Source organism: Pseudomonas sp. AC463 (assembly GCF_979253585.1).
The window spans coordinates 1-245 of the sequence record NZ_CEEDDZ010001029.1 but is presented as its reverse complement, the minus strand read 5'-3'; the positions used below and the strand labels follow the sequence as shown (position 1 = coordinate 245).

The 245-nt window shown below is 62.9% G+C and carries 1 pseudogene; it reads right to left on the bottom strand.

From position 1 onward, the window contains the following. Positions 1-245 (bottom strand): annotated as a pseudogene (locus AC0IYH_RS33370) (glutamine synthetase); the annotation flags it as partial.

Here is a 245-nt window from a genome sequence, read left to right as displayed (position 1 = left end):
CCATAACGAACTCCTCGCCCAACCCGGCGTTCACCGCCGGATGGTGACGCATGGCAGCGACCGCGGAAAGCATGTCCATGGGGAAGTCGATACCGCTCTGACGGTTCTCGTTCAATGGTGCGATGGGCTCAATGCGCTGCTCCAGACCATGTTCCATGGCCGCCAGAATCGCCGCCAGCACCAGATAGGGGTTGGCGTCGGCACCTGCCAAGCGGTGTTCGATGCGCAGGGTACGGGCGTCCGAA